At 66.3% G+C, this 24,975-nt stretch carries 20 protein-coding genes and 2 pseudogenes; 10 read left to right on the forward strand and 12 right to left on the reverse strand.

Features of this window, described 5'->3' with window-relative positions:
- Positions 1-1,172: 1,172 nt before the first annotated feature.
- From WCD84_RS11230 to WCD84_RS14380, 3 genes are read right to left on the reverse strand one after another with little or no spacing between them, the layout of a single operon-like run.
- Positions 1,173-2,102 carry a site-specific DNA-methyltransferase gene (locus tag WCD84_RS11230; RefSeq protein WP_343281426.1) on the reverse strand — a complete coding sequence of 310 codons (930 nt, stop codon included), beginning with the start codon at positions 2,100-2,102 and terminating at the stop codon, positions 1,173-1,175.
- Positions 2,103-4,199, reverse strand: coding sequence for an N-6 DNA methylase (locus WCD84_RS11235; protein WP_343281427.1), 2,097 nt, complete (start codon positions 4,197-4,199; stop codon positions 2,103-2,105).
- Positions 4,189-4,422 (reverse strand): ribbon-helix-helix domain-containing protein, encoded by a 234-nt coding sequence (locus tag WCD84_RS14380; RefSeq protein ID WP_449280108.1) that lies wholly within the window; start codon positions 4,420-4,422, stop codon positions 4,189-4,191. The genes WCD84_RS11235 and WCD84_RS14380 overlap by 11 nt, the downstream gene beginning before the upstream one ends.
- 508 nt (positions 4,423-4,930) lie before the next feature.
- Here WCD84_RS14380 and WCD84_RS11240 point away from each other — a divergent pair.
- On the forward strand, positions 4,931-5,149 hold the full coding sequence (locus tag WCD84_RS11240; RefSeq protein ID WP_343281428.1) for a polyprenyl synthetase: 219 nt from the start codon (positions 4,931-4,933) through the stop codon (positions 5,147-5,149).
- Between the two features lie 24 nt (positions 5,150-5,173).
- Here WCD84_RS11240 and WCD84_RS11245 read toward each other — a convergent pair whose 3' ends face one another.
- Positions 5,174-5,752 carry a hypothetical protein gene (locus tag WCD84_RS11245; RefSeq protein WP_343281429.1) on the reverse strand — a complete coding sequence of 193 codons (579 nt, stop codon included), beginning with the start codon at positions 5,750-5,752 and terminating at the stop codon, positions 5,174-5,176.
- A 252-nt stretch (positions 5,753-6,004) separates the two neighbouring features.
- On the opposite strand from WCD84_RS11245, the gene WCD84_RS11250 reads away from it, so the two are divergent.
- Both WCD84_RS11250 and WCD84_RS11255 read left to right on the forward strand, forming a co-directional pair.
- Positions 6,005-8,785: a VIT domain-containing protein gene (locus WCD84_RS11250; protein ID WP_343281430.1), complete on the forward strand. Its 2,781-nt coding sequence runs from the start codon at positions 6,005-6,007 to the stop codon at positions 8,783-8,785.
- A gap of 258 nt (positions 8,786-9,043) precedes the next feature.
- Positions 9,044-9,598 carry a YdeI/OmpD-associated family protein gene (locus WCD84_RS11255; RefSeq protein WP_343281431.1) on the forward strand — a complete coding sequence of 185 codons (555 nt, stop codon included), beginning with the start codon at positions 9,044-9,046 and terminating at the stop codon, positions 9,596-9,598.
- Positions 9,599-9,700: 102 nt separating this feature from the next.
- Here WCD84_RS11255 and WCD84_RS11260 read toward each other — a convergent pair whose 3' ends face one another.
- Positions 9,701-10,105, reverse strand: coding sequence for a hypothetical protein (locus WCD84_RS11260; protein ID WP_343281432.1), 405 nt, complete (start codon positions 10,103-10,105; stop codon positions 9,701-9,703).
- Positions 10,106-10,240: 135 nt separating this feature from the next.
- Between WCD84_RS11260 and WCD84_RS11265 the strand changes: the two genes are divergently transcribed.
- From WCD84_RS11265 to WCD84_RS11280, 4 genes and pseudogenes are all read left to right on the forward strand, one after another.
- The gene (locus tag WCD84_RS11265) at positions 10,241-11,158 is read left to right on the forward strand and encodes an AEC family transporter (RefSeq protein ID WP_343281433.1); all 918 of its coding nucleotides are present in this window, start codon (positions 10,241-10,243) and stop codon (positions 11,156-11,158) included.
- A 72-nt stretch (positions 11,159-11,230) separates the two neighbouring features.
- The gene (locus WCD84_RS11270; RefSeq protein ID WP_343281434.1) at positions 11,231-11,449 is read left to right on the forward strand and encodes a polyprenyl synthetase; all 219 of its coding nucleotides are present in this window, start codon (positions 11,231-11,233) and stop codon (positions 11,447-11,449) included.
- Positions 11,450-11,516: 67 nt separating this feature from the next.
- Complete coding sequence (locus WCD84_RS11275) at positions 11,517-11,900, forward strand: YchJ family protein (RefSeq protein WP_343255206.1); 384 nt, start codon at positions 11,517-11,519, stop codon at positions 11,898-11,900.
- A 2-nt stretch (positions 11,901-11,902) separates the two neighbouring features.
- Positions 11,903-12,094 (forward strand): annotated as a pseudogene (locus WCD84_RS11280) (RtcB family protein); the annotation flags it as partial.
- A gap of 15 nt (positions 12,095-12,109) precedes the next feature.
- Here the strand turns inward: WCD84_RS11280 and yjjJ are convergent.
- From yjjJ to WCD84_RS11305, 5 genes are all read right to left on the reverse strand, one after another.
- A complete protein-coding gene (gene yjjJ / locus WCD84_RS11285; RefSeq protein WP_343281435.1) occupies positions 12,110-13,543 on the reverse strand; it encodes a type II toxin-antitoxin system HipA family toxin YjjJ in 1,434 nt (477 codons plus the stop codon).
- A gap of 469 nt (positions 13,544-14,012) precedes the next feature.
- Entirely contained in the window at positions 14,013-16,166 is a 2,154-nt protein-coding gene (gene dcp / locus WCD84_RS11290) for a peptidyl-dipeptidase Dcp (protein WP_343281436.1), read from the reverse strand.
- Between the two features lie 88 nt (positions 16,167-16,254).
- A complete protein-coding gene (locus WCD84_RS11295) occupies positions 16,255-17,082 on the reverse strand; it encodes a type II toxin-antitoxin system RelE/ParE family toxin (RefSeq protein WP_343281437.1) in 828 nt (275 codons plus the stop codon).
- A gap of 198 nt (positions 17,083-17,280) precedes the next feature.
- On the reverse strand, positions 17,281-17,715 hold the full coding sequence (locus tag WCD84_RS11300) for a DUF3597 domain-containing protein (RefSeq protein WP_343281438.1): 435 nt from the start codon (positions 17,713-17,715) through the stop codon (positions 17,281-17,283).
- Between the two features lie 122 nt (positions 17,716-17,837).
- A complete protein-coding gene (locus tag WCD84_RS11305) occupies positions 17,838-18,293 on the reverse strand; it encodes a PA2169 family four-helix-bundle protein (RefSeq protein ID WP_343281439.1) in 456 nt (151 codons plus the stop codon).
- Between the two features lie 169 nt (positions 18,294-18,462).
- Between WCD84_RS11305 and WCD84_RS11310 the strand changes: the two genes are divergently transcribed.
- Both WCD84_RS11310 and WCD84_RS11315 read left to right on the forward strand, forming a co-directional pair.
- On the forward strand, positions 18,463-18,735 hold the full coding sequence (locus WCD84_RS11310) for a hypothetical protein (RefSeq protein ID WP_343255200.1): 273 nt from the start codon (positions 18,463-18,465) through the stop codon (positions 18,733-18,735).
- Complete coding sequence (locus WCD84_RS11315; protein WP_343281440.1) at positions 18,732-18,956, forward strand: hypothetical protein; 225 nt, start codon at positions 18,732-18,734, stop codon at positions 18,954-18,956. The genes WCD84_RS11310 and WCD84_RS11315 overlap by 4 nt, the downstream gene beginning before the upstream one ends.
- Before the next feature lie 76 nt (positions 18,957-19,032).
- Here the strand turns inward: WCD84_RS11315 and htpG are convergent, their stop codons facing one another.
- Positions 19,033-20,922 carry a molecular chaperone HtpG gene (gene htpG / locus WCD84_RS11320; protein WP_343281441.1) on the reverse strand — a complete coding sequence of 630 codons (1,890 nt, stop codon included), beginning with the start codon at positions 20,920-20,922 and terminating at the stop codon, positions 19,033-19,035.
- A gap of 239 nt (positions 20,923-21,161) precedes the next feature.
- Between htpG and WCD84_RS11325 the strand changes: the two genes are divergently transcribed.
- Positions 21,162-24,617, forward strand: coding sequence for an amidohydrolase family protein (locus tag WCD84_RS11325; protein ID WP_343281442.1), 3,456 nt, complete (start codon positions 21,162-21,164; stop codon positions 24,615-24,617).
- 152 nt (positions 24,618-24,769) lie between these two features.
- Here WCD84_RS11325 and WCD84_RS11330 read toward each other — a convergent pair.
- Positions 24,770-24,975: pseudogene (locus tag WCD84_RS11330) on the reverse strand (IS110 family transposase); the annotation flags it as partial.

A 24,975-nucleotide genomic window follows, 5' to 3' on the forward strand; every position in this document is an offset into this window, starting at 1 on the left:
GACGAGGAAGCTTCTCACCCCTGCTAGCATGCGGCCTCCACTTAGGGGGGACACCGATGCTCTTTAATCAACCTTTAGCGACTAGGCTTGGTCACGAACTGACCGCTGCACTCAATTCCGGAGTATGGACAAAACTAGACATCGCGGTTGCGTGGATTCGTGCTTCGGGTCTGGCGCACCTCGCCCCTGCTCTAGAAGGATTCCTCGACCGTGGGGGAGCTCTTTCCACGACAGTTGGGGTCGATCTTGAGAATACGAGTAGTGACGGTCTTCGTGCGCTTCTGGCCTTAGGTGCCGGCAAGTCAGCTGAGGCTTTCATTCACCATAACGAAAGTGGAACTATTTTCCATCCTAAGCTTTACCTGCTGCGGAATAACGAGTCCGCTCGGATCATTATTGGCTCCAACAACATAACTGAGGCAGGTCTATTTCGAAATACAGAGGCAGCGCTTCAATTTGACCTCGCACTCGATAACCCAACTCTCCTTGCCACTCTTAATGCACTCGATACATGGCGGGACGCTTCCACGGGTCTCGTTCGCGTGCTTGATGAGCCTCTGATTGAGGCGCTTGAAGATAACGGCTACATAAAATCAGAAGCGACAATTAGGGCTGAGTCAGCGGCCCGTAGAGCAGCCGCAAAGAAGCCAGGGACAGCAGCGGTCAAGCTATTCAGTTCAATCCACGTATCCGCGCCAACGATCCCTGAGGTGCCACCGCTGCCTAATGCGCCTGCAGCACCTGGTACGTCGACAACTACAACCGCCGCAGTATCGGCGACCCCTGCGGCACCAGCTGCAGCACCCGCATCCACTGGACAAGTTCTGCTAATGCGCGTGCGAAAGGCTCATGTCATAGACCGGCCGACGCAGACTCAGATTCCAGTCGCCGTGCAGAAATCCGCATTCTTCAACGGGGCTATGTCCGTCACCAGCGCTCACACTGGAGAGCTGCATGTCGTATCTATCGCGGCGGCTAGCGGCGGGTCAGGCATCAACACATTGAAACTAGAGATTCCGGAAATGCGAACGATGGTTGACCCAGTCATGCGCTTTGATCATTCCAGCTCGGGTATTCAGTATGAGGTTTACGACGCTTCGTCTCCCCGAGGCAGCGCAATCATGACTGCGCTGCGAAACGGTCTCGTCTCTGGCGTCACTAACCCGACAAGGCTAACGGTTCCCAGCAACCTTACGAGTTCGACGTGGTGGCGTTTCATCTAACGATTTTGACGACGCTGCGGGGGCGCCTGTCTCCATTATGTCAGCATAGTTGCGCACTTTGTCGCCCTTGCGCTTTTCACCATTTGGCTTTGCGAACACGAGAATGTACTCATGGACGTTCTTGAATAGAAAATTTGGCGGGTACGGGTAGCTACCGAAGATGGGGCGCTGCGCGCCTGCGGAGCCCCATCGTCCTCCAGTCTTGTCCTTGGACCAAATAAGTTCATTGACCATAACGAACCCGAGATCGCGCAAGATCATGCAAAAGTCTGCGGCAATCGGAAAAGTCAAAAGCCCATGGTCGGTGAACTGATTGACGTTAGCTGTGTTGACGCAAATTTTGCGCCCTGGCTCAAGTACACGAAAGCATTCCGCGAAGACATCACGCATCTCTCTCAAGAATGCTGTATATGACCCGTCGCGTCCGATGTTCTTAGCGCCTTTGCCATAGTCCGCCTTGTCCCAGTACGGCGGACTGGTCACGACTAGAGACATGGAGTTGTCTTCAATGAAATCCATGCTTCGGCAATCGCCTAACACCGCTTTGAACACAACTTTGCTATCGCTTGACTTCGCGGCCTCCTCACAGTGCTGGCTTGCAACTTCTAAGTAACGTTTGTTCTGGTCAACCGTGATTGCGTTACGGCCCAGCGAGAGGGCAACTCGAGCCGTAGTGCCTACTCCGCCGAACGGGTCGAGAATGGTTTCACCCCAAAAACTGAAGAGCTTTATGAGTCGCAGCGGCAGCTCATCTGGGAAGATCGCGGGGTGTTCTGGATGACTTACGTTTGCAATACTCCAAACGGTCTTTGTATATTCCTTCCATTCCTCTTTCGTCAGTGCGCTCTTGTCTTTAACTTCTTTTGAGATCTTCTTCATTTATAGCTCAAGTCCGAGTTTCATATGGTGATTGCGGCGCTTCTTGCCATCAATTGACGTAACGACATGGATAATTCGATCCAGCTCGGAGGAAAATGTTGTTTCTCCTAATAGACGAGTAAGAGCGATTTCTTCTGCGCGCTGGCTGGACGCACGATCAAAGCCGCAATGGAAGGAATAGGTTTCCTTTCCTCCATTTAAACTCCGCGCAATCGAAGAGCTGGATGCGTCGCGTATGTCCTTGCCGTTCTCCGCGAGCTCTCTTAGCAAGGATCTGTCCTCGAGAACACTCCAAAATGGAAGCTTCTTGATGAAGTCTGAAGTGACGTGGAATCCATCCCCCTCCACGCGCCACATCCAGAACGCAAGACGGCTGGAAAGCAAGGCGTAGGCTGCTAAGGCCAATTCCTCGTCAGGGAAGGTCAAAAATATCGTGGGCGAAGACGAAAGACGCTCGCTATCCAAGACATAATTTGCGAGCTCGGAAGAAAAGAAAACATTAAGGAAATTGTAGCCCGTGCCACCAATAGAGATCGAGGCTCGGTCTTCTTTATGGCCGTGAACTAGCTGAGCGAGTGTGCGCCGGGAAAGTGTTGTTGCATACTTAGTTACCGGGTCTAGGTTGCGCGAGCGGACTTGATCGTACGCAAACGCTTCATTTGGAGTACCCAACTTTGGAATAAGTGTCCTGCAGAGTCGTGACTGCACTGGGGCCAGTCTTTCCCTATTGAAAATACTCGCTCGTTGTGGAGCCGTCCATTTTAGAAGTTGGCTCGTGTGCAAGGAATTAGTGTCTGACACAAAGCGGAAGAAGATAGCATTGCGCGTCTTTATGTCCTCTCCGAAGAGAGCTTGAGGCTCCCTATCAAAAAACAGCATTTCCTTGCGGCCGCTTGATCCCACAAAGGCATTTCGAACCTTGGTGTAAATGCGCGTGGTATTCGTTGCAATGGATAGCGGGAGGACGGCTGCCGCGGACTCGATGGAATCAAGGCGCCACATCATCTCCGTAAAAGCGAGATGCAAGTCCGCCTTTTTGCCACCCCCACCCTCCAGAGCGATCCAGGCGCCCCTTACAGAGTTTTGATTATTAGAAACAGCGTAGGGTGGGTTCATCACTAGATAGCGAATACTGTTCGTTGCGCTGCGTGGAAAAAGCGATGAGAGACTGCGAGTTCCGCCCTGCTCGGAGAAGAGATCGCCGGCAGACTTGTTGGGCGAAATATTGAGCGCATCCATGCAAGCCACGTTTTGTTTGAGACGTTTCCAGAGTTCAAACGGACTTATTACGTGAAAATCATTTAGTCCAAGTTCTGCGAGCATGACAAATGCGCACGCATCGGTAGCTAGCGCACTCTTATCGATACCGTAGACATGTTCAAGAATGAGGTCGACGCCCCGTGTTGCAGCGTAGGCTCTGCTGCTCTTTGCGTGAGTAATTATTGAGCGAAGAAAGACTCCGGAACCACAGGCTGGGTCGATCCAAGCACCACGAATCTCAGGCTCGCCCACAAGCTGAGCGACCATGAAGTCCGCGACATCGCTAGGAGTGTAGTAAACGCCGTCAGCCTTTTTAGACTTGCGGATGTTACGTGCGTCCTCCCTTTGGAGGCACGATCGCGAAACATGACCCTGTGGTTCGATGACATATGGATACAAATCCCATAACTCTTGGTCAATCTTAACGCTGGCAAGCGCCTCGTCGGCCGCTCGGATTGAGAAGGGTGAAAATGTCGCTAGCGCCTTCTGAACATGCTCCCTACTTCTGAAGAACCATTCAGCGCTTTCAGTGATCGGCGAGAGATGTTTGCGCTGCTCCAGCGCAGCATGGATGAAGGACACGTTTACGAGTAGCCACGCCAGGCGAATATGCGTCGCCTCAACTGTGGCGCCTGGGCCGAGTACTGTGCAGTCAAAAATGCTATTTACGCTGACGCATTTGACGTCAGCCGACTCAATTAGCGCCGCCACTCCCGCCCTGAAGGGCTTTTGCGCCGCCAAGATGGCGCCACCCAGTGATCGTCCCGGTTGCGGCTTGGCAAATGAACCCTGAGCAATCAGCCCATAGGGGGGCTGTTCGACGCGGTTAGTCAGCATCCCGATGCATCGCTCTCTTGATTGGCAACGGCAGCTGGCCGGCTTCTGGGTTGTCCAAAAGCTCTTGGACTGCGTAGCGGATAAGCCATGCGACGGATACGCCGCTCCTGAGTGCAAGTTCGCTGAGCCGCTCGTGCTGCAGGCGCGAAAGAGTGAAAGAAGTTCTGACCGAGTGACTCGCGTGGCCGCTCATGCAGGTCCGTTCCTTGGCGAAGTGATGCATCTTGCACCATAGTTATGCAAGTTGCACCACCATGACTAGTCGGCAAGGTGCATGATTGTGTCTCGGGGCATTCGCAGCAGCTGCGACCAGAAGTCTTGATGGGCCGTAGCTAAATCCCCTAGCTGTCGCGCGTGCGTGTCATGACAATAGTGGGCACGCGGACTGGCGTTGCCACGGTGCACGCCTCCTTGTCGCAACTCGCAGATGCCGGGGAATGAGCACTGTGTCGAGCGCATGATCATTCCTTGCTGACACGTGGGCCGACGAGGGTGGTAAGTCGCCAGGCAGGCAGGCGGGACAAGCACGATGGCCGGCTGCAAGAACACAGGATGAGATGTCATGGGAGTGACTCTGTGGGACCCCCCTGGTCACGCAGGAACGGCGAGGCCGCGGAGGAGGAGCTGCCGCCTCCGGCGCGCCGGCGTACTCGGCTCGCGACTCAACCTCGGCGCCCGCACTTCCCCACATGCCCCACAATGTCCCGCCCACCGCATCGCCAGGATGTCCCATGGACGTCGAAGCTCTCATCCGCGCTGCCCTCCGCGAAGCCGGTTACGGGCCCGATGCCGTCGGCTCGGCGCTGCCGCGGATCATGCGCATCCTCCAGGCGGAAGACGTGCGCCTCGAAGCCGGCCGGATCCTGTCCCGCAAGGAGCGCGAGTTCGTGCGTGTGCAGCTCGAGCTGGGCGTCGACGAGTCGGAGATCGTGGCCGGCCTCAAGCGCTGAAGCCGGCCACCGCAACTGCCGCGTTCAGGCGCGGCGGCGGATCGGTTCGGCGAAGCCGACAGCTCCAGCCACCGCAGACACCGGCACCTGCTTCACCTCAGGCTGGTCCTCCAGCTCGCGCGAGTCATCAAGAAACGCCTGCAGCGAGTCGTCCATCGCCTCCATCCACCGCGTGTGGTGCCGCGGCGCCAGCGTGCCGGTGATCGTGGAGCGGTAGCTCTTGTCGCGGTAGTCGAGGATGCCGGCCTGCTTGTCGCGCTGCCATTCCTTGCGCATCTCGGCCACCTTCTCGATCGCGAACTCGGGGTAGTCGGTGCGGTCGACCAGGTCGCGCACGTAGGCCGTCTGGAAATCGATGTCGTCGTTGGCGTCGGCGCAGGCGTTCTCGCGCGCAAACCAGGCCTCGCTGTCGGCGCGCATGGCGTCGGTGTCGGGCAGCGCGGTGCGGCCCAGGATCACGTCGCGCGCCACCCACGCCTGGGCGTCGAACATGTTGAAGGTGTAGTACTGGTCCTGCATGCCCAGGTAGACGAGCTTCGGGTTGTCGATCCAGAACACGCCCTGGTACAGCTCCCGCGGGTACAGGCGGTTGGCGGTGCGCATCTGGGGGTGACGTCGTGGCGGGCCGGACGTCAGCCTGCGGCGGGGCGACGTTGGCGCCACCGGCTTGCGCCGGCCCCGCCTGCTCCGGCTATTGTTGCGACGGGCGTCACCCAGGGGAGCGCGGTCAAGCGACTGCGCGGGGAGGGCGAGGGGAACTCTATGCGGTCTTTCGCGCTGTCCGTGGCCCTGCTTTCAGGTCTCTGCTTGTCGGGTGCATCTCCTGCGCAGGCGCCCGCCCGTGGCCTCCCGCCCATGGCCATGCAGGCCGAGCATGCCGAGGTGCCGGTCCGGCTCGCGTCGGCGGCCATTGAGGTCGATGTCGCGGCCGGTCTGGTGCAGACCACCATCGACATGACCTTCCACAACCCCAACGCGCGGGTGCTGGAGGGGCATCTGGAGTTCCCGCTGCAGCCGGGCCAGAGCGTGGTCGGGTTTGCATTGGACATCGACGGACGGATGCGCGATGCCGTGCCGGTCGAAAAGGAGCGTGCCCGCCAGGTGTTCGAATCCATCGAGCGCCGCCAGGTGGATCCGGGCCTGCTGGAGCAGACGCAGGGCGAGTTCTTCCGGGTGCGGGTCTATCCGCTTCCGCCGCGTGGGGAGCGCCGCGTGCGGGTCATCGTGTCCGAAGCCCTCCGGCGCGACAGCGCGGGGTGGTCGACGACCGTGCCGCTGCAGTTCGCGCGCGAATTGCCGGAGGTGCAGGTCACCGTGCGTTCCGCCGAAGCGCCGGTCGTCACCGGCACCGTGCGTCCGGTGCGCGTGTCGAGCAGTGACGGCGCCCACCGCATCGCGGTCGGGCGCGGCAGCACGCGTCCCGGCCAGGGCATCACGCTGCAGTTCCCGGGCGCGGCCGCGCCGCGCTTCCACAGCCAGCGGCATGGCGACGGCACGTACTTCGTGGCCGAGGTTCCCGCCGGTGGCGCCGCGGTGGAACGCCGGCTGCCCGGCTCGGTCGGCCTGCTCTGGGATGCCTCGATGTCCGGGGCGCGGCGCGCGCACGATCTCGAGTTCGCGCTGCTCGATGTCTACTTCCGCAAGGCGGGCACGGTCGACGTGCAGCTGGTCCGGCTGCGCGATGTCGCGGATCCGGTCGAGCGCTTCAACGTGCGCAATGGCGACTGGTCCGCATTGCGTCGCGCGCTGGAACGCACGGTGTACGACGGCGCGACACGTGCCGATGGCTGGCAACCGAACCCGGCCGTCGGCGAGTACCTGCTGTTCGGCGACGGCCTGTTCAACTATGGCGCGTCGGGATTCCCTGGCCTCGGCGCGATGCAGCGCCTGTTTGCCATACACGCGGGGAGCGGCGGCGACAGCGCGCGCCTGCAGGCATTGGCCGAGGCCAGCGGGGGCGCCTTCATCGGCATGCGCGACAGCTCCGGGCTGGCGGCGGCAGAACGCGAACTCCTTCATGACGCGCCCCGGCTGACGACCCTGGAGGGCCTTGGCGTGACCGACCTGGTCGCCGCGTCCATCCACGCGCGCGACGGGGTGTTCCGGATCGCAGGGCGCCTGGTCGAGGCCCAGTCCTCGCTGCGACTGCAGGTCACCGACGCCGTGGGCAACCACCGGTCGGTCGACGTTCCGCTCGATAGCCTCGTCGAGGGTCATCTCGCGGCGCGCGTCTGGGCGAGCTACAGGCTCGCCGCGCTCCAGTCCGACCCGCGCCGGCACCGTGCCGCCATTGCCGGACTGGGCAAGGACTTCGGCATGGTGACGCCGCAGACCTCGCTGCTGGTGCTCGACGACGTGGAGGACTACGTCCGCTACGACATCCAGCCTCCCGCGGAACTGCGCGAGGCGTTCGCGCGGCTGCAGGGCGAGCGGGAACGCACGCATTCGGCGGGACGGCAGCAGCGGCTCGACGCCATCGCCGAGGCCTGGAATGCACGCGTGGCGTGGTGGGAAGCCCCGTTCCCGAAGGACGGCCGCGGTTCGCGGCCGGACCAGGGGGAGATGGTGCCGGTTGGAGCAGGCGAGCCGCCGGTGGTGTTCGACGCCCCCTCGCCGATCGACACGCCCGCGCCGCCGCCGGCCCCGCCCGCATCGGCCGCGCCGGCGTCCCTCGATCGGATCGAAGTCACGGGCTCACGGGTCGAAGAGGGCGACGTGGCCGCGGCCGGCACATCCATCACGCTGGCGCCCTGGCGCTCCGACGCACCCGCGGCGCGACGCCTGCGCCAGCTCCCCGCCGACCAGGTGTATCCGCACTACCTCGACGAGCGTGCGCGCAACGCGTCGGGGACGGCGTTCTACCTCGATGTCGCCGATGTCCTGTTCGAGAAGAAGCAGCCGGCGCTGGCGCTGCGCGTGCTGTCCAACCTGGCCGAGATGGACCTGGAGAACCGCCACGTGCTGCGCGTGCTGGGCTATCGCCTGATGCAGGCCGGGCACCCGCAGCTCGCCGTCGACGTGCTTGAGCGCGTGCAGGAGATGGGTGGCGAGGAGCCGCAGACGTACCGCGACCTCGGGCTTGCGTACGCGGCGGCCGGCCGCCCGCAGGAGGCGATCGAGCGCCTGTACGAGGTCGTCGAGGGCGAATGGGACCCGCGCTTCAGCGGAGTGTCGGAAATCGCGCTCGCGGAGCTCAACGGCATCGTCGCCACCGCCCGGTCGCCGCTCGACACGTCGTTCGTCGACCGCCGCCTGCTTCGCAACCTGCCGCTCGCACTGAGGACGGTGCTGAGCTGGGACTCCGACAACAGCGACATGGACCTGTGGGTGACCGATCCCGATGGCGAGCGGGCGTACTACGGCAACCGCCTGACCTACCAGGGCGGGCGCATGTCGCAGGACCTCACCGGCGGATACGGGCCGGAGGAATTCGCCCTTCGCAAGGCCAGGCGGGGGACATACAAGGTCGAGGCGAACTTCTTCGGTGACCGCCAGCAGCTCGTGACCGGCGCCACCACGCTGCAGCTGTGGCTGTCCACCAACTTCGGACAGGCGAACCAGCACGACCGTGCTGTGACGCTCCGGCTGACGGACGTGCGCGAGACCGTGCTGGTCGGGGAATTCGAAGTGGAATAGATTTTCGGCCAGAGAAAAGGCCCGCGATGCGGGCCTTCTTCGTGTCTGCGGACGCGGCTGGGCCTACTTCAGGCCATGGTGTTCCAGCAACGGCTCCACGCTCGGCTCCTTCTTGGCGACTTGTCCACCAGCGCCTGCGACATCGCTTCGCCGGCTTCGCGGTGCTTGGCGTAATTCGCGAACACCGTCGGGCCCAGCGCCGACAACGCGTTGATTCGTTGAATTTGCTCGCATTCGTCCCGGTGCTAAGGTTTCGACATGGTCAAGACCGTGCCCGCAGCCGTTCGCTTCGAAGCAGTCCTTCACCGGCCCGCGCAGCCGAAGACCGCCACCTGGGCCTTCCTCATCCTTCCCGCAGCCGCGAGCGCCAAGCTCCCGACCCGCAGCCAGGTAACGGTGGAGGGCACCTTCGCCTCGGCGACGTTCCAGACCACCTTGGAGCCGGATGGCCAGGGCAGCCACTGGCTGAAAGTCGACAAGGCACTGATCGAAGCCGCCGGGGTGCAGCCCGGCGACACGGTGGCACTGGAGATCGCACCATTGGCGAAGGAGCCCGAGCCGAAGGTGCCGCCCGATCTGCGCGACGCCTTGGCCGCGCACCCCGCCGCAAAGACCACCTGGGACGACATCACCCCCGTCGCCCGCCGCGACTGGATCCAGTGGGTGACCTCGGGCAAGAAGGCCGAGACGCGCGTGAAGCGCATTGCCACCGCCTGCGACCAGCTGGCGTCGGGCAAGCGCCGGGCCTGCTGCTTCGACCGCTCCGGCATGTACAGCCGCGGCAACCTCGGGCCGCCCGAAGCGGCGGACTGACCCGCTCAGGCCCCTTCGCTGCCCGCATGCGCATAGCGCTCCGGCGGTTGTCCCACTTGCCGCTGGAACGCGGCGCAAAACGCACTGCTCGACCCGTAGCTGTCAACGAAGGCGTCGCACCGCCGCCCGCCGCCGCCGCTCGGCCACCCCGACCCAGAACACGTAGCCATGCATGGAAGCAGCGCTCAGAGCCAGCAGCGTGAACGCGAGATCGAGGGTGACGTAAATGTTCGTGACCCGGTCGAGCATCGCCCAGCCGGAACGCTGGAACCAGAGCGATCCGGTGCCGAAAAGACGATTCATGGCCTGATCCATCGACAGCGCCTGCCAGTCGCCAATCCGCAGCACGCCCACGAACCCCCAGGCCACGCAGGCCGCCACGCCCACCGCCAGTGCGCCGCCCAACCACAGCGGCAGCTCTCGGACCCAGCGCATGCGCGGCCACAGCTGCAGGGCGCCGAGGCTCCAGGTGAGTGCGACCACGAGCAGCATGTAGAGCAGAGCCATGTGTCGTCCCGTCGGTAGGCAGGCCGACATGGTGGCGCACGTGGACACATCGGGCGACCACCGCCCAATGGCGAATGGCGCGCCAGGTCCCGACTCTTATGATGGTCCACTTCCCCACCACGGATAACGGCCTCGATGGCCTTCGACGCCTTCGCCCTGATGCTCGCCATGCTGGCGCTGGGCATGCTGTTCGCGCGCCTGCGGGTGTTTCCCGAAGGCGCGGCCGACACGCTCAACCTGGTGGTGCTGTACGTCTGCCTGCCGGCGGCAATCCTGATGTACGTGCCGCGGCTGCGCTTCGAGCCGGACCTGCTCGGCCTGGTGGCGGTGCCCTGGCTGCTTGCGGCGGCCAGCTGGGCGTTGCTGCGCCTGTTGGCGCCGCGCCTGCGGCTGCGCCGCGACGAACTCGGGGTGCTGCTGCTGTGCACGATGCTGGGCAACACCAGCTACATCGGCTATCCGATGGTCGAGGCGCTGCTGGGCGCGCAGGCGCTGCCCTATGCGGTGGTCTACGACCAGTTCGGCACCTTCGTGATGCTGTCCACGCTGGGGCTGGTGGTGCTGGCGCGTTACGGCGGTGACGAGCCGCCCACGGCGCGCATGATCGCGCTGCGCATCGTGCGCTTTCCGCCGGCCTGGGCGCTGGTGTTCGGCCTGACGCTGATGCCCGAGCACCCGCCGGCGTGGATCGCCGCCGCGCTCGCCCAGCTGGCCGGGGTGATGCTGATGCTGGTGATGCTGGCGGTGGGCCTGACGGTGCAGCTGCGGCTGCCGCGCGACGAGGTGCGGCCGCTGGCGCTGGGGCTGGTGCTGAAGCTGGCGGTGCTGCCGGCGCTGGCCCTCGCGCTCGCGCTGGGCTTCGGGCTGGAGGGCGACATGCGCCAGGTGGCGGTGCTGGAATCGGCGATGCCGACCATGGTCACCGCCGCCGCGCTTGCGATCTCGCACCGCATGGCGCCGCGGCTGGCGGCCGCGCTGGTCGGCTACGGCATCGTGCTGTCGCTGGCGACGCTGCCGGCGTGGCACTTCGTGCTGCAGCGGCTGCAGGGCTGAACGCCACGGGCTTCGCGCGAGAGCCGCATGTCGCACAATGCACGCCCCCCCTCGCACCTGTCAGGACCTGCCATGGACGTTGAAGACCTCCTCCGCGCCGCCCTCCGCGAAGCGGGCTACGGCGCCGATGCCATCGGTTCGGCCATGCCGCAGATCATCCGCATCCTGCAGGCGGAAGACGTGCGTGTCGAAGCCGGCCGCACGCTCTCGCGCAAGGAGCGCGAGTACGTGCGCGTGCAGCTGGAACTGGGCCTCGACGTGTCGGAGATCGTGGCCGGGCTCAAGCGTTGACGTCTCCCGGGGGCGGCGGCTGTCACCACCAGGCTTCGCGCCTTGCCGTCGTACCCTGCCACGCACCATGTCCATGCCTTGCCCCTGCAACCCATCGACCACCTACGCCAGCTGCTGCCAGCCGCTGCACGACGGCGCTCCCGCCGCGACCGCCGAGGCGCTCATGCGCTCGCGCTACAGCGCCTACGTGCTCGGCCTGCGCGACTACCTCGCGGCCACCTGGCACCCGGCCACGCGGCCGGATCCGCTCGAGCTGGACGACCGCCCGGGCCTGCGCTGGCTGGGGCTGGAGATCAGGCGCCATGCCGTGATGGGCGACGACACCGCCGTGGTCGAGTTCGTCGCCCGCTGCAAGCCCGGTGGCGCGCCCGCGGTGCGGCTGCACGAGGTCAGCCGGTTTGAACGCGTCGAAGGTCGCTGGCTGTACGTCGACGGAAAGTTTCCAAGATAGGCACCGAGTGCCGCAACAGCATCACGCTCAAGCAGCACCGCGAGGCCACGGCGCATGTCGAATGCCGCAAGGACCAGGCGGTGATCGACGAGTCGCCGGCCGCCTACAAGGACATCGATGCGGTGATGGCGGCGCAGGCGGACCTGGTGGAGGTGGTGCACATGCTGCGGCAGGTGGTGTGCGTCAAGGGTTGAGGATGTGCGTGGGCCTCAGGCCCTGGCGATCGGGTGCGACGTGACCCTGGCCGCCGCAAACGTGCGCGCATACCGCGCCACGAGTTCATGGTTGCGAAGTGCCACCTGCCGCAGGTCAGCGGAGCGGATCCGCTCCGACCCGGCCACCCGGTCCCAGAAACGGATCGCCGCGTCCGCCGCGCGTGCGATGTGGCCGGTATGTCCGGTCCGTTCCGGAGGCGCGAGGGCCAGCGGCACGGCGGGACGCGCGGCGCCCGTGCGTGATGGCGCCAGGTACATCGGCAGCATGTCGTAGGCGGGTGCGAGTGCGAGCGGGCCGGCGTCGGCGAGATGGAAGCCGAGATTGCCGGCGTGCATGTCGCTATTGCCGATGAAGCGGCCGAACCAGTGCAGCGCGGCCATCTGGCCTGCCGTTTGCCCGTCGATCAGACCTTCTGCGGCGAGCTGCTCGCCTGCCAGCGACCAGTCATGACCTCCGGTGCCGACGAAAGCGGCATCCAGGGCCAGCAATGAGACGAAACCATGCCTGCCGATACGGTCCTGGCTGCGGTCGAACCGGCGCACTTCCAGGCACAGGTGCCTGTCGGCATCGACCAGTTCCGCCTCGGCGGCGGGGAGACCGGCATCGCGCAGGCAGGCAAGCGCAATCTGTTCGCAGGCCAACAGCTCGGCCCAGCGGGCCGCCGCCTGCCCGGTGTCGTGGACGGCGAACTTCACCAGGGCGGCGTAGCGGCCATCCGGCGTGAGCACGGTGCTGGTGAATTTGGGCTGCTCGCCGCCGGGTGATGAGCCGATCTCTTCGCCTGCAAGGGCGGCTTCGGCCCAGTCGGAGTACTGCGTGCGCCGCCCGGCCGCTGCCACGGCATCAGCTGGCGCGTCCAGTTCAGCCAATGCCAGCTCGACGGCGTGGCTGCCCAGCAGCAGGTCACCGATCGCGGTGCCGCCGGTACGGGTGATGGCGAGCAGGCTGTCACGCAGCTGCCAGCGCTTGAGGTCCGTGGGAACGCCGAGCCCGGGGCCGCTGCGATGGGCCAGGCTGCGGCCGAGGAAGCCCTGCGGGCGCAGGTCATCCAGGAACCACGGCAAACCGGGGAAATGGCCGGGCACGTCATCCACCGGCCGGTTGAGGTTGGGTCGCCCGCCGGCCGGTTCGAACTGGAACCGTTCTCCCCTCAGCAGATACAGCATGCCGAGCTCCTCCAGCGTGGCATCGGGTCGCATCCGCCACAGCGGCCACACACTGCCGGCGTCGCTGCTGGCGCGGGCCACATAGGCCGTGGCCCGTGCCCGACCCACGCGCAGGACCTGGTCTCCGGCCTCGCGCACCAGCCGTCCCAGCACCGGCCGGCTGATGCCGAGTTCACGAAGGATGCGGGAGGCGCGCACGGCCTGGCCACTGGCCAGGAGGGCCAGCAGGTCGGCAAGCGTGGCGGAGGGCGGGCGGGCCATGTGGAGCCGTTGTTTCTTTACGGTTCCAGAACGATAACAGGCGCCTGTTCACGCGTCGAACCGCACTCCAGCAGGGTGATGGAGGACGAAGCGAACCTGTTTCTTTACGATTCGATTCCTTGGGCCGGTGCTGCGGACCGGCCAGGCGGCTACGGTGCCAGCGCTGCTGACCCCAACGTGCCAGTCCCGGCGTGGCGTGCCGATGGTGCCGGTGCTCGCCACCGGCAGCCAGGCCAACGACTTCGGCACGCCCGGCGTGGCGGAGCATTGCTGGCGGATTGCGGCGAACCGCAGGATCCGGGCAGCGCCCCATGGCCGGTCGCCTCGGGGCGGGAGATGTCGCGGGAGTGTCTTGAGCGCATCGAGAACTCGCGCACCTCGCCGTGAGCGACGTAGCCGCGGATAGAGCCGGAAAAAAGGCCCGCAAGTGCGGGCCTTTTCTTTCATCCCGAGGGACAGGCTGGTGCGGTTACTTCAGCCCGCGATGCTCCAGCAGCGGTTCCACGCTCGGCTCCTTGCCGCGGAATTCGCGGTAGGCCTGGGCCAGATCACGGGAATGTCCGATCGACAGGATCTTCTCGCGGAACACCTGTCCGTTCTCCCGCGTCAGCCCGCCGTTCTCGCGGAACCACTGGAAGGCATCGTGGTCCAGCACCTCGGCGCCAAAGTAGGCGTAATAGCCGGCCGCATACCCGCCGCCCCAGATGTGGCTGAAGTAGTTGCTGCGGTAGCGCGGCGGCACCGCGGCCATGTCGACCTTGTACTTCGCCAGCGCCTCGCCTTCGAACGCGTCCACGTCCTTCTTTGCGTCAGCGGCCGGCAGCGTGTGCCAGGCCATGTCGAGCAGCGCGGCCGACAGGTATTCGGTGGTCGCATAGCCCTGGTTGAAGGTGCGCGCGCGCACCATCTTCTCCACCAGCTCCTGCGGCATCGGCTCGCTGGTCTGGTAGTGCTTGGCGTAGTTCGCGAACACCTTCGGATCCAGCGCCCAGTGCTCGTTGAACTGCGAGGGGAACTCGACGAAGTCACGCGGCACGTTGGTGCCGGCGACGCTGGGGTAGGTGGTCTTCGAGAAGATGCCGTGCAGCGCGTGGCCGAACTCGTGGAACAGCGTGGTGGTGTCGTCGAAGCTCAAGAGCGCCGGCTGGCCCTCCGCGGGCTTGGTGTAGTTCTCGACGTTGTAGATCACCGGGATGTCGCCGGTCAGGCCGTTCTGCTCGACGAAGTTGCCCATCCAGGCGCCGCCCTGCTTGCTCTCGCGCTGGAAGGGGTCGAGGTAGAACAGGGCGAGCTGGGTGCCGTCGGCGTCGAAGATGTCGAATACGCGCACGTCGGGGTGGTAGACGGGCAGGTCGCTGCGCTCCTTCGCGGTGATGCCGTAGAGCTGTTCGGCAGCGAAGAACACGCCGTCCTTCAGCACGCGGTCGAGCTCGAAGTAGGGCTTGATGGCTTCGGCGTCGAGATCGAACTCGGCCTTGCGCACCTGCTCGGCGTAGAAGTCCCAGTCGGCGGCGCCGGCCTGGAAACCGCCGTCCTGGGCGTCGACCACGGACTGGATCTTCGCCAGCTCCGCGCGGGCGCGCGCGGTGGCGGCGGGAACGGTGTCGGTCAGCAGCTTCAGCGCAACGTCCGGCGTGCCGGCCATCTGGTCGGCGATGCTGAAGGCGGCGTAGTTCGGGTAGCCCAGCAGCTCGGCCTTGCGCGCGCGCAGTACGGCCAGGCGCTGGATGGTGGCGCGGGTGTCGTTGGCGTCGCCCTTTTCGGCGCGCGCAAGCGAAGCGGCCATGACCTGCTCGCGCAGGCTGCGGTCGGTCAGCGAGGCCAGCACCGGCTGCTGGGTGGTGTTCTGCAGCACCAGCAGCCACTGGCCGTCCTTGCCATCGGCCTTGGCGGCTTCGGCAGCGGCGGCGATGGCGGCGTCATCCAGGCCATCCAGCTTTGCCACGTCGTCCACCAGCACGCCGCCGGCCTTGGTCGCGGCCAGCAGCTTGTTGGAGAAGGCGGTGGTCAGCGAGGACTCTTCGCTGTTGAGCTTGCGCAGCTCGGCCTGGCTGTCGGCATCAAGCTCGGCGCCGGCGCGGACGAAGTTGTCGTAGGTGTGCTCCAGCAGGGTCAGCTGCTCGGTCGTGAGGCCGAGCTCCGCGCGCTGGTCGTGCAGGGTCTTCACGCGGGCGAACAGCGCCGGGTCGAGGTGGATGGCGTCGGCGTGTTCGGCGAGCTTCGGCGCCAGGGTTTCTTCGGCTGCCTGCAGCGCGGGGTTGGTATTGGCCGAGGTCATGGCGAAGAAGATGCCCGCGGCGCGGGTCAGCAGGGCGCCGCTGCGCTCAAGCGCTTCGATGGTGTTGGCGAAGTCCGGCGCCTCGGTGCTGTCGGCGATCTTCCGCACTTCGGCCAGGTGCTGGCGCATGCCTTCTTCGATCGCGGGCTGGTAGTGCGCGTCCTCGATGCGGTCGAACACGGGGGCCTGGAAGGCCAGGGTGCTGGCGACCAGGAGCGGGTTCTCGGCCTGTGCGGGGGCGGTGGGCGTGGTGGTGGCAGTCGGCATCGGCGGCTCGGTGGCGGTGCGGTCGCAGGCGCCCAGGGCGAGGGCGATCGCGGAGGACAGCAGCAGTGTACGCAGCATGGAATGGTGCTCCGGAGGGGGCGGGACAAGGGCGTCAGCGCAAGAGTGTGCCTGCAGCGCCCGCGGGGGACGTGCCGTTCGGCATGGTTCACCGGTATGGGCCCGGCCCGCTCCACAGCAGTTCGCCCTGCCGGTACACGCGGTCCATGGTGATGACCTTGCGCGCATCGCCGATGTCGGCCAGCCCGGGGTCGTCCGGTTCCACCAGGCGGCAGGGGCCGGATTCGCGCCGGAGCGCGGTTTCAAGCGGGCAGACCATGAGCCGGCGCGTGCCCGGCAGCGGCAGGAAGAGCTCGGTCATGCCTTCGTCGCGCCATTCGCGCAGCTTGGCTTCGCCCAGGAGGTCGTAGATGACCTGGAAGCCGCCGGCTTCCATATTGGTTTCAGAGGCGGACGCGTGGTACCTGCGGCCGCGATCGGTGGCGGAGGTGGGTGCGGGGCCGGCGTTCACGGGCGCGTGGTGTTCGGGGAGCATTCCCGGCGGCTGGCCGCGGACGTGGCGGCGGGACCGGGTCGGCGGTGCGGCGCTTGCGGGAGGCGTTGCGGCTTCACGGGGCGTGTGGGCATGGGGCGGCAGCGGCTCGTCCGCCTGCACGACCTCCACGACCTGCAGGGGCGAGGCTGCCGGAGGCCGGGTCGCGTCGCGGGGGGGCACGGGTTTGCGCGGCGGCTGCGGCGGAGAGGGCGGATGCTCGGGAGGCGACGGGATGTCGTCCGCCACATCGATGAAGGTCACGTCGATCCGGCTGCCGCCGGCCGCGCCCTCGGGGTTCGACATCGTGATGGTGGCGGACGACATCGCAAGCAGCAGCACCAGCAGGTGCAGCAGCGCGCTCAGGAGCGCGGCGATCCACGGCTGCAGGTGTTCGATCCGGGGTTCAGTCCCGGTCGCGGGGCAGCGCAAGGCGCTGCTCATGGGGCCTGCGGTGCGTCGGAGGTGCGGGCCTTCATGGGGGATCTGCAGCGCACGGCGGGAAGGGCGGCATCGTAACGCGTCCGTGGGGCGGTGCCGGAGCGCGGCGGGTCACGGATGCAAAGCGCCCCGGTCGGGGCCGGGGCGCTCTGGATGCATGTGCGGTCGTGGCGGTGATACTGCAGCGACCGCGCCTGCGGCTCAGTCCTTCAGGTCGTCCGGCACCTTGCCGCCGTTTTCGGCCAGCTTGCGCATGACCGCGCGGTGCAGGGCGATGTTCTGCTCGGCGCTGCCGTGGGCACCGGCATTGACGTCGAGTTCGGCCGCCAGCTCCTTGCGCGCGTCGAGGCTGGAGTCCAGGTCGAGCAGTTTCAAGAGGTCGACGATGGAATGGCGCCAGTCGCTCTTGCCGCCCTTCTCGTCGGCCATCGCGGTCAGCACCGCTTCAACGTCGACCGGGGCCGCGGCCGGCGGGGCCGCGGTGGGGGCGGGTGCAGGCGGCGCCACCTTCGGATCCTGCGGGCTGCCGCTGAAGATCACCGGTGCCGGTTTGCTGCCAGTGGCCGGAGCGGGGGTGGATTCCGGCGCGCTTTTGCGGCCGAAGATGCGTTCGGAAATCTTGGAGAACAGGCCCATTTCAACACTCCGCTTGATGAGCGATCGATTGTGCAGGCGCCACGGGTAAAAGCATATGAAGGCGCCTTGCGGATGGCAGAAGGCCCCGGCATGTGCCGGGGCCCGGCGCAACGCAACGCAACTCAGCTGGCGTTCTTCAGCGCCATCTTGCGGTTGCGCATGATGTCGTGGCACTCGACCACGCGCGGCATGTACTTCTGCGCGGCGGCCTTGGCCGCGGCGGGGGTATCCGCGTCGTTGACGGTGTCCTTGAACGCGTGCAGCAGGCGGTCTTCCAGCTCTTCAAGCTCGGCGACATAGGCATAGCTGGTGTCGCCCATCGCGGCGCGGGCCTTGGCATAGACCTGGCGCATCGAGCCCACCATGGTGCCGTGGTCGGCGGGATTGCCGCCGGCAGCGGCCACGTCGGCGGTGAGGCCGTTGACGATCTCGCGCTTGTGCCCGGCCATCTGCGTGAAGAGGGTGGACAGTTCGCCGTTGTCCACCTTGCCGGCGGCTTCGGTGTAGAACTCGCTGCCGTCGCGGGCGATTTCGATCAGATCGTTGAGGGTGTGCTGGATTTTCTTTTCGTTGGTCATGGGGGTCTCCTCGGAAAGTGAGCACTACTTTCCACCCCGACCCATGAAATTCCCGTGCAATCCCGGCCCTGGCTGAACAACGATGCGCTGCGTGTTTGGCTTCGTGCAGCCGGCGTGTTGATCCGCGGATTCACGTCCGAATGCGCAGCGCAGTGCGAATGTCGTGCGGATGGGCACGCACGAGCCAATCCTGTACCTGGTGCACCTGGACATCGACGTCGCCGGCCATCCGGAGCCGTCGCCGGATCTTGTCGAACTGGCGCCGGGGCTGTACCTCACCGAGTCGGTGCGGACGCGATCGCAGGTTTACCACGCGATCAAACGGCGCTTCGATCCGAAGCGTCTGCTGGTCGCGCCCCTTGCCGACGACCCGAAGTTCAAGGGCATGCGACCCGGCGTGCTGTCGTGGCTGCGCGCACGCCGTGGAGTCGAACCGCGATGAAGCGCTATGGCGCGGCGCGCGACTCCGGAGTGGCGGCGTATGACGCCGGCCCCGGTTGGATCGTCATCCGCTTCCACCACGGCGGAACCTATCGCTACGACGACAGGCATCCCGGGGCGGAGCATGTGTTGGAAATGCAGCGCCTGGCCGATGCGGGGGATGGGTTGAACACTTACATCAACCGGTTTGTGCGGGAGGATTATGCGGCGAGGCTGGGTTAGGGTGCGGGCTTCGCAGGGGTCGCAGCTGTAGCTGCTCCTACAGGGGAGCAGCTGTTTCGGCGGCGAGCTGTTCCGGTCAGCTGGTAAGCAGGCGGTTCATGCGCTGCACGAAGGCGGCGGGATCCGGCAGCGGGGCGCCGGCGGCGAGCTCGGCCTGCTCCAGCAGCAGGGTGGCCAGGTCGGTGGCGCGGGCGTCGTCGGCTTCGCCCTGCAGCTTGCGCACCAGGGCGTGCTGCGGGTTGATCTCGAGCGTGGGCTTCTGCTCGGGCACGTCCTGGCCGGCTTCGCGCAGCAGGTGGGCGAGGTGCGGCGCCATTTCCCATTCCGACAGGGCAAGGCAGGAGGGTGAGTCGGTCAGGCGTGCCGACACGCGCACGTCTTCGACGCGTTCGCCGAGCAGCGCCTTGATCCGCTCCAGCAGCGGCGCGGCGGCGCCGGTGGCGTCTTCAAGCTTCTTCTTCTCCGCCTCGTCCAGCGGCAGCTCGCCCTTGGCGACGTGCTTCAGCGGCTTGCCGTCGTACTCGCGCAGCTGGCCGAGCATCCATTCGTCGATGCGGTCCGACATCAGCAGCACTTCGATGCCGCGGGCCTTGAAGGCCTCGAGCTGCGGGCTGCCGGCGGCGGCGCGATAGCCGTCGGCGGTGACGTACCAGATCGCGTCCTGGCCTTCCTGCATGCGGCCGATGTAGTCGTCCAGCGAGACGCTGCGCGCATCGCCTTCGCCCCTGGTGGACGCGAAGCGCAGCAGCCTGGCGATGCGCTCGCGGTTGCCGGCGTCTTCCACGATGCCTTCCTTCAGCGTGTTGCCGAAGGCCTTGAGGAAGGCGGTGAACTTTTCCGGCTCGTCGCGCGACATGCGCTCGATCATGTCGAGCACGCGCTTCACGCAGGCGCCCTTGATGCGCTCGAGCTGGCGGTTGTGCTGCAGGATCTCGCGGCTGACGTTGAGCGGCAGGTCGTCGGCGTCGACCACGCCGCGCACGAAGCGCAGGTAGTTGGGCAGCAGCTCTTCGGCGGCGTCCATGATGAAGACGCGCTTGATGTAGAGCTTCAGGCCCTTGCGCTCGTCGCGGCCGCCCATCATCAGGTCGAACGGCGGCTGCGCCGGCAGGTACAGCAGGGTGGTGAAGCTCTGGCTGCCCTCGACGCGGTTGTGCGACCAGGCGGCGGCGTCGTTGAAGTCGTGACCCAGCGACTTGTAGAAGTTCTGGTACTCCTCGTCGCTGATCTCGGCCTTGGGGCGGGTCCACAGGGCGGAGGCGTCGTTGACGGTTTCCCACGTGGGCGCCGGCGACGCCGAATCTTCTTCCGCGTCCGCTGCCACGTCCTTCGGCATCCGGATCGGGAACGCGACGTGGTCGGAGTACTTGTGCACCAGCGAACGCAGCTGCCAGGCGTCGAGGAATTCGTCTTCGTCCGCCTTCAGGTGCAGCACCACGGTGGTGCCGCGCCCGGGCAGGGTCACGTCTTCCAGCGTGTATTCGCCGCGGCCGTCGCTGTCCCACTTCACGCCGGTTTCGGGCGCGGCGCCGGCGCGCCGGGTGAGCACGGTCACGCGGTCGGCGACCACGAAGGCGGAGTAGAAGCCGACGCCGAACTGGCCGATCAGGCGCGCGTCGGCCTTCTGCTCCTGGCCCATGGCCTCCAGGAAGCGGCGGGTGCCGGAGCTGGCGATGCTGCCGATGTTGGCCACCACCTCGTCGCGGTCCATGCCGATGCCGGTATCGCGGATGGTGATCGTGCGCGCGTCCCTGTCCCAGCTGACGTCGATGCGCAGCTCGGGCTCGCCGGCCAGGAGCTCCGGGTTGGCGATCGACTCGAAGCGCAGCTTGTCGCAGGCGTCCGATGCGTTGGAGATCAGCTCGCGCAGGAAGATTTCCTTGTGCGAGTACAGCGAATGCGTGACCAGATGCAGCACCTGGGCGACTTCGGCTTCGAACTTGCGGGTCTCGGTGGTCGTGGTCATGGCGCGTGTCCTTTGCAAAACGGCAGGCAGGCTGCGGATATGCGTGCCGCGGCGCCGATTTCAAGCTCACACGGGAAGACCGCCGGGCTTGACTCGGCCTGGAATGCGCGGCAGATCCCGCAGCGGCCGGGGGGCATTGATCGCCGAAGGCAAGCCGGGCCGGACCGGGACTTTCGAGCGATGTCCCGCACGGGCGCGGCGATTATCGTGGGTGGTTTGGCCCAGACGGATATCGCTGCATGACCCGCAACGCCCTTGCCCTCGCCCTTGCCGGCGTACTCGCCACCTTCCCCGCGCTGGCCCAGGACCCGCCGCCGGCGCCGCCGGCCCCGGAGCCCTCGCAGCAGCAGGACGACCGCGCCGATACGCAGGACAGCGACCGCAGCGACAACGTCGAGCTTGAGCAGGAGTCGCTTGACGCCGCCGCCGCCAACCAGGCCGAGGCGCCGCTGGACAGCGCCCGCGGCCTGCGCAAGGACGCCAACGGCGACGAAGAAGCGGCCAAATGGAACGTCGAGTCCACCCAGGGCACGCCGAAGACCGTCCGCTTCGAAACCGGCGAAGGCACCTGGATGGACGTCGACGTCTCGCCCGACGGCCGCCAGCTGGTGTTCGCGCTGCTGGGCGATCTCTACCGCATGCCGATCAGCGGCGGCGCCGCCACGCGCGTCACCACCGGCCGCGCCTGGGACGTGCAGCCGCGCTGGTCACCCGACGGCCGCCGCATCGCCTTCACCTCCGACCGCAGCGGCGGCAACAACATCTGGACCATCGCCGCCGACGGCAGTGATCCGCGCCAGGTCACCGAAGAAGACTTCCGCCTGCTCAACAATCCCGCGTGGACGCCGGACGGGCAGTACATCGTCGCCCGCAAGCACTTCACCTCCACGCGCTCGCTGGGCGCGGGCGAGCTCTGGCTGTACCACGCCGCCGGCACCAGCGGCGGCATCCAGCTGGTGGAGAAGGCCAACGAGCAGCAGGACATCGGCGAGCCGACGGTTTCGCCCGACGGCCGCTACGTCTACTTCTCGCAGGACGTGAGCTCCGGCGGCGCCTTCGACTACAACCGCGATCCGCACGGCGTGATCTATGCGATCAAGCGCTTCGACCGCCAGACCGGCAAGACCGAGACCGTGGTCGCCACGCCCGGCGGCGCGGTGCGGCCGCAGGTGTCGCCGGACGGCAGGACGCTGGCCTTCGTCAAGCGCGTGCGCGATGCCAGCGTGCTGCACCGCATGGACATCGCCAGCGGCGAGGTGCGTCCGGTGTGGGACGGGCTGAGCCACGACCAGCAGGAGGCCTGGGCGATCTTCGGGCCCTACAGCGGCTTCGACTGGACGCCGGATTCGAAGTCGGTGGTGCTGTGGGCGCAGGGCGGCCTGTGGCGCGTGGACATGGCCAGCGGCGCGGCCTCGAAAATCCCGTTCACCGCGCAGGTGGAGCAGGTGGTCTCGCAGCCGCTGCGGTTTGCACAGCAGCTGCCCGAGGGCCGCTTCAACCCGCGCATGATCCGCGACGTGGCGACGTCGGCCGACGGCGGCAGCCTGGTCTTCCATGCGCTCGGCCACCTGTGGCGCAAGGCCCTGCCCGGCGGCACGCCGGTGCGCCTGACCGGCAGCCGCGACGTCTACGAGTACCAGCCGAGCTTCAGCGCCGACGGCCGCCAGCTGCTCTACACGACCTGGTCGGACGAAGGCCTGGGCGCGATCCACGTGCGCGGCGCCGGCGGCAGCGCAGAAGGCCGCAGGCTCACCGCAGAGCCCGGCTTCTATTACCACCCGCGCTTTTCGCCGGACGGCAAGCACGTGGTCTACAGCCGCAGCGGCGGCGGCGGGCTGACCGGCAGCCTGTGGTCGGGCGAGCGCGGCATCTACGTGGTGCCGGTGGCCGGCGGCACGCCGGTGCGCGTGGCCGAGACCGGCCAGTCGCCGCAGTTCAGCCATGACGGCACGCGCGTGCTGTACCTGGCCGGCAACGGCATGGAGAAGAAGCTGATGTCGGTCGGCCTGCACGGCGAGGAGCCGCGCGCGGTGTTCGACCTCAAGTACGTCGACTCGGTGCAGGTGAGCCCGGATGGCAAGTGGGTCGCGTTCACCGAGTTGTTCAACGCCTACGTGGCGCCGATGCCGGAGGCCGGCCGCAGCATCGCGCTGGACCGAAAGAGCAAGGCGGTGCCGGTGCGCGCGGTCAGCGCCGACGTCGGCAGCTACCTGCACTGGGCGGCCGACTCGAAGTCGCTGCACTGGATGGTCGGCGACCGCTACCACTCGCGCCGGCTCGACCAGACCTTCGCCTTCCTGCCCGGCGCGCCGGCCGGGATTGCCGAGCCGGCACCGGGCGGCGGCACGCCGGTCGGCCTGGACGCGCCGGTGTACGCGCCGCGCGACGTGGTCGCGTTCACCAACGCGCGCATCGTCACCATGCGCGACGCGGAGACCGCGCGGGAGGTGATCGAGGGCGGCACGATCGTCGTCGACGGCCACACCATCACCGCCATCGGCGCGGCGGGTTCGGTACAGGTGCCCGCGGGCGCGCGCGTGGTCGACGTTGCCGGCAAGACCATCATCCCCGGCATCATCGACGTGCATGCGCACGCCTCGAACTTCGGCCAGGGCGTGGTGCCGCAGCAGAACTGGGCCTACTACGCCAACCTCGCCTTCGGCATCACCACCTTGCACGACCCGTCGGCGACCAGCGAGTTCGTGTACTCGCAGTCGGAGCTGCTGCAGGCCGGGCGCATGGTCGGCCCGCGCATGTTCTCCACCGGCACGATCCTCTATGGCGCCGACGGCGGCTTCAAGGCCGAGATCGATTCGCTCGACGACGCCCGCAGCCACCTGCGGCGCATGCAGGCGCACGGCGCGTTCTCGGTGAAGAGCTACAACCAGCCGCGGCGCGCGCAGCGCCAGCAGGTCAACCAGGCCGCGCGCGAGCTCGGCATGCTGGTGGTGGAGGAGGGCGGCTCCACCTTCCACCACAACATGACCATGATCCTCGACGGCGCCACCGGCATCGAGCACAACCTGCCGGTCGCGCCGCTGTACGCGGACGTGGTGAACCTGTGGAAGGAAACCGACGTGCGCAACACGCCGACCCTGGTGGTGAGCTACGGCGGACTGTCGGGCGAGTACTGGTGGTACGCGCGCGACAACGTCTGGGAGGACCCCAAGCTCAACCGTTTCTTCCCGCGCGAGACGCTCGACGCGCGCGCGATCCGCCGCGAGACCGCGCCGGACTGGGACTACCACCACATCGAGGTGGCGAAGTCCTTGAAGAAGCTGCGCGACGCCGGGGTCAAGGTGCAGGTGGGTGGCCACGGCCAGCTGCAGGGCATGGCCACGCACTGGGAGACCTGGATGCTGACCCAGGGCGGCTTCTCGAACTTCGAGGCGCTGCGTGCGGCCACTATCGATGGTGCCGACTACCTCGGCATGTCATCGCAGCTGGGTTCGCTGGAAGTGGGCAAGCGCGCGGACCTGGTGGTGCTGGACGGCAACCCGCTGGAGAACATCCGCCATACCGCCGACACGCGCTACGTGATGGTCGATGGCCGCCTGTTCGACGTCGCCGCCGACATGGCCGAGATCGGCAACCAGGCGGTACCGGCGCCGACGTTCTACTGGCAGCACCATGGTCACGGCAACCGCTTCGGCGAGTCCTTCGGACCGACGTCGGTGTGCCACGGGGTGCATTGATCGCTTGCGTCGGGTGGCTGTGGCGGGTGGGGGAGAGCTTTTTTGCCAAGGATTCACGCGGATGGGCCGCGGATTTAGGCGGAATAGAGCGGAAGCTTTCTTTGCGTGAATCCTGTGCGACCGATAACTCCTGTGGGAGCAACTGTCTTTGATTAGTCCAAGGCTGGCTGCCAGGATTTGCCGTCCCTGAGCATGGCGTTGAGCTGTCCCAGGAAGGCGCGCATGCAGGCAACCAAGGCCACCTTGGCGCATTTCCCGCGGGCTCTCAGGTCCTGGTAGCGCTGCTTGAGGGCTGGCTGGGCGCGGATGGCGCTCCATGTGGCCATGTACAGCACGCGTCGGATCCCGGCGCGGCCGC

The sequence above is a fragment of the Luteimonas changyuni genome, assembly GCF_039548395.1.
Lineage (GTDB): Bacteria > Pseudomonadota > Gammaproteobacteria > Xanthomonadales > Xanthomonadaceae > Luteimonas.